Annotated in this window: 2 protein-coding genes and 1 pseudogene; all 3 read right to left on the reverse strand. The window is 67.9% G+C overall.

All coding sequences use genetic code 11. From position 1 onward, the window contains the following. Positions 1 to 725 (reverse strand): annotated as a pseudogene (locus tag AB0J09_RS57775) (hypothetical protein); the annotation flags it as partial. Between the two features lie 353 nt (positions 726 to 1,078). Next, positions 1,079 to 3,067: a hypothetical protein gene (locus AB0J09_RS57780; RefSeq protein ID WP_360711529.1), complete on the reverse strand. Its 1,989-nt coding sequence runs from the start codon at positions 3,065 to 3,067 to the stop codon at positions 1,079 to 1,081. A gap of 91 nt (positions 3,068 to 3,158) precedes the next feature. Then, the gene (locus AB0J09_RS57785) at positions 3,159 to 3,755 is read right to left on the reverse strand and encodes a hypothetical protein (protein ID WP_360711532.1); all 597 of its coding nucleotides are present in this window, start codon (positions 3,753 to 3,755) and stop codon (positions 3,159 to 3,161) included. Between the last annotated feature and the right edge of the window lie 507 nt (positions 3,756 to 4,262).

Consider the following 4,262-nt stretch of genomic DNA (forward strand, 5'->3'; position numbering starts at 1 on the left):
GCTCGCGGAGGCGCCCGGCCGCGTCGTCGGTGTCGTGCGGGGGGAGCGGGAGAGCACCGTAGCAGTAGAAGGAGAGCTGGCACGTGTATGGCCTGTCCTGCGCGCGGAGGCTGCCAGCCGCTGCGCTTGGCGAAGGCGACGCCTTCGTGGGCGAGCCGCTTGGCACATGCGTCGTCGAACTGGGCCGTCGTCATCATGACTTCGCCGCGGACCTCTATCGTGACCGGCTCCGCCAGCGTGGCGGGAAGGCCGAGGATGGTCCCGATGGCGTGACTGACATCCTCGCCGGCCGCTCCGTTGCCGCGTGTGACGAGCTGGGTCAGCCGACCACCACGGTAGCGGGCAGAGATGGCAAGCCCATCGAACTTCGGCTCGACCGACCAGGCGGTGACGGGGCGGCCGAGACGGCGTTCCAATCCCGCAGCCCAACTGGCCAAGGTGTCCGGGGAGAACACGTTGTCGAGGCTGAGCATGGGGACGGTGTGCGGCACGTCGCCGGTCGCCGCGCCACCGGCTACCTTGCCCGTGGGCGAGGTCGGCAGGACCTGATCGGGGTGCGCGTCCTCGTAGTCCTGGATGCCGCGAACCAGCCGGTCGTAGGCGTCGTCGTCCAGCAGGGATTCACCCGAGCCGTAGTAGGCCGAGGCGGCGTCCACGGCCAGTTGCACAGCTTCGGCGTAGGCGGCCTGGTCGGTCACATGGGTGCTGGCGGGAGCGTCGATCATATCTCCATGGTCTCGTACGGGTCCGACAAACGATCTTTGGTTGGTGGTAGTACCGGGCAGAGGCTGACCCACGAAATGGGTTCCTTTCGATGGTGAACAACGACGCACCGAGATGCGCCGCGGAAGGTGGTGGTTCCGGTCCAGGCGGGGGAGCAGCCGGCTCGTCAGCCGGGGGATGAAGGCCTGGGTCAAAGGGTGCCGACGGCGTGGGGTTGCCGACGGGCTGGGATGTCCGGCAGGACGCGCCGGACAGCTGGCGCCCCGTCCGCGGAGGTGACCGGATGCACCACTTCTGGGGCCGTGGGTCAAGGCGCGGCGGGGCACGGTGAACGGGGCCGCGGTCGGCGCAGGTGTCACCGTTCGGCGGCTGTGATGTGATCGCTTCCCTCGTCGGAGCTGTCGGATCTGCGCTGAGGCGGGATCTGGCGCTGGGCTTCGGCGGCCAGGTCGCACAGCCGGCACGGCTGCCGCACCCCGTGCACGGTCACGTGGTCGTGGAAGCTCGGTGGGACAGCGAGCGGGGACAGCCAGCCTGACCACTGGTAGGTGAGGGCTTCTTCGGTCAGCCAGCGGGCTGCCTCGGCCGCTTGCGGCTCGCTCAGGGTGATGTCGACGCCGCCGCTGCGGCTGTTCCACCGGACCTGAAGGTGAACGAAGGGGTCCGCGCTCGGCTCACGCCAGAAGCGGGCCGCGGTCTGCGTATCGATGATGATGTGCTCGCCGGCACCGCGAGCGAGCCAGGCAGCCAGTGCGGCGGCCTGTTCGTCGTCGACGAGGACGGAGACGCCACCGCCGTTGGTGCGATGAAAGACGGTAAGCACCATGGTGTGGTCGAGTGGTGGACTGTAGCGGGGGCCAAACTGCAGCACCATCGAGTAGTTGCCCGGCTTGGCACGGTCGGAATTGCCGGCGATCTGGAATGGGGCAGTTCTTCGGGGCATCGGGCTCCTGAGGTCGCGAGCCAGGTGGTGTCGCGCGTGGGTGGGAAAGGCAAGAGGCTCTCGGAGGGCGGCCGCGAGCGAGCTCGAGTCTGGGTGCCGGGCCGAACCCGCGGGGGAGGGGTAGATCGTGCGAAGGTAGGCGTGCAGCGGCGGTTCCCACGGGCGGTTCATCATCGTGCCGACGACGACGCAGCTCATGAGAGGGGCGACCACGTCACCGATCTGCTGGCAGCTGCTGGAGCGCGACCCGGTCCATGGGAAACCCGGGCGGAATCCGACCAAGAGGGCGGCCTCGTCCAGTGAGAATCGGCGGGTCTTGTCGTGGGCCCAGTACCAGCCGCGAATCTTGCTGGTGATCGCGATCGCCGGCTTGTCGGCGCTCCATTCGTTGCCGCCTGACGTTCGTCTCGCTCCGCGGGTGTTGACCCGTACGCCCGACGGCCATCCCAGCGCCTGAGCCGCCGTGATCTGCGCGATGGGCCGGCGGGGCTTCAGCGCATCCAGTTGCACGTAGGCGTGCCGAGCGGCCAACAGGAAGATCCTCTTGCGGCGTGAGGCCAGGCCATAGTCCACGGCGTCCAACGTCAGAGCCTTCGCGTCACACCAGTCGGCGCACAGCAGTTCTTCTGTGATCCCGTTCAAGACGCGCTCGGGCAGGGTGCTGGATTGTTCCATCGCCAGCCACGCCAGATTGTCGAACGCCGTGGTGAGACACAGCGCCCAAATGACCACCTCCGCGATCAAACCGACGCGCTCGTCGGTCATCTCGGCGATCGGTGAGCGCGCCTCCTCCAGAGTCAGCAGCGGCCCGGTCCAGCCGGACAGATCCCAGGTCTCATCGCCGCGGCAAATGCCGCAATCGGCGCCGTCGTAGCAGGGGAAGGCGTCGTGCCAGTGTCCCAGAGTAGCCTCAGCCGCCATGCTGAAAACGTCCAGCAGAAGGTCCAGATTGTGCTCCAGGAGGCCCGCGCGCTTACCCGCCGGCGTCCAGCAGCCGCAGGGGGCCGACACCAGCAGCGCCCGCACCCAGCGCAGCGCAGGATGGCGTGGGTCGAGGTGCCGAACATCGGCGACGATACGGCGGAAACCGGCAGCTTCGGCGGTGGCGGCCGCGTCCTTGTGGAGTTCCACGCCGACCATGTCGACGTCCTGGCCAAGCACGTCACGAATCCCTGAGCACCAGCCGCCCGGTCCGGCGAACAGGTTCACCATCCGGATAGGGGCATCGGGGCCGGGCTCGTACAGCCACTCGACCGGCCACGGGTGGGCCAGGCGGCGCAGTTCGTTCTCGCTCAGCCCGGTCAGGTCGGGCATCGGGCAGTCGAAGTCGTAGGGAAATGCGCGATTCATGACCTTCCAGTAGGGGAGAATGGCCGAACGGCCGAGGCTGCTGCCGCCCATGTGCGGGCGGGTGCACAGACAGCCCACCGGGCCCGGAGGACGTGGTCCGGCAGGGATGATCGCGGTGCACGGGGAGGCGGGCGATACCCCGTTACGGGGCCGGGTCGTCGACCACCAGTTGCCCGGCGACCTCGGCGATCCGGCGAGCGTGCTCGATGCCGCACACCTGCATGTGGATCACGGTCACGCCGGTGTCCGTGATACGGAAGTCGGCCCACATCTGCTGGTGTTCGCGGTACGGAGTACGCACTCGCTGGTCGGTGCTCGACGCCCAGCTGTCCGCGTTCGGGATCGCGGCCACGATGGCGTCCACGATGGCGCGTTGCTGATCCAGGTCGTGGAGATGATCCGCAATCGCCTGCAAGACCTTGTCGAGGTCAGCACGATAGGCAGGCATCAGGCGCCGGGTGATGTCGGCTCCGATGGCTACGCTGCCACGCGAGACAGCGCAGGTGATCCTGTGACGCTGCACCCACAACGTGACCCGGGAGTAGCCTTCGGGGTAACACCCTTCAATCGAGACCCGGCCCGGCGAGCGACTGTAATGCAGGTACAGTTCTTCAACACCGCGCCGGATCCAAAATCCGCCGTACCCGGCCTCCTGGCAGATCGTGAAGCCGCCGAGGTCGTCGGCGATTTGCTCGGTCAGATGTCGGGCATCGTCCATCTGCGATGTGGTCAGCAGCATGCATTCCTTCGATTTAAGGACGAGAAGGGCATCGCGGCGTCCGGACGGCGGTGCCGGCGACCAAAAGAGCAGGGGAGAAGGCGGCCACGTCCGAAGCGGGACGGGCCGGACGCGCACCGAGGCGCGAGGTCGTGTCGGCTCGCTCACCGCCATCGCTCGCGCGGCAGACCAGAGCAGTTGCTGGATGGTCGGCGGCTCGCGTCGCCTGAATCTCCTCAGCCAACCAGCGCCACGCAGCGACATCGACCTGCGCGACGAACTCAGCAGACGGGGTACGCCCCCGGTGTACGACCGGACGGGGCCACTCAGGATGAGCCGGTCACATGGTCTGTATGGTGACCGGCTCCGGCGGCCGGCCAGAACATCCGCTCGTTCAGCCCCTCCAGCAACTGGAGCTGGCAGCCGCGCGACAGGAACGTCAGCGGGCCTCAGGGGGCGCTGACCCTTGTCCACGCGGCCATGGTCTGCTCATGTACCAACCCGCTGTGCGGCGCTACCGCACTGCCG

Origin of the sequence: Nonomuraea sp. NPDC049784, assembly GCF_040659615.1 — a bacterium.
In the GTDB taxonomy this organism is placed as follows: Bacteria; Actinomycetota; Actinomycetes; order Streptosporangiales; family Streptosporangiaceae; genus Nonomuraea.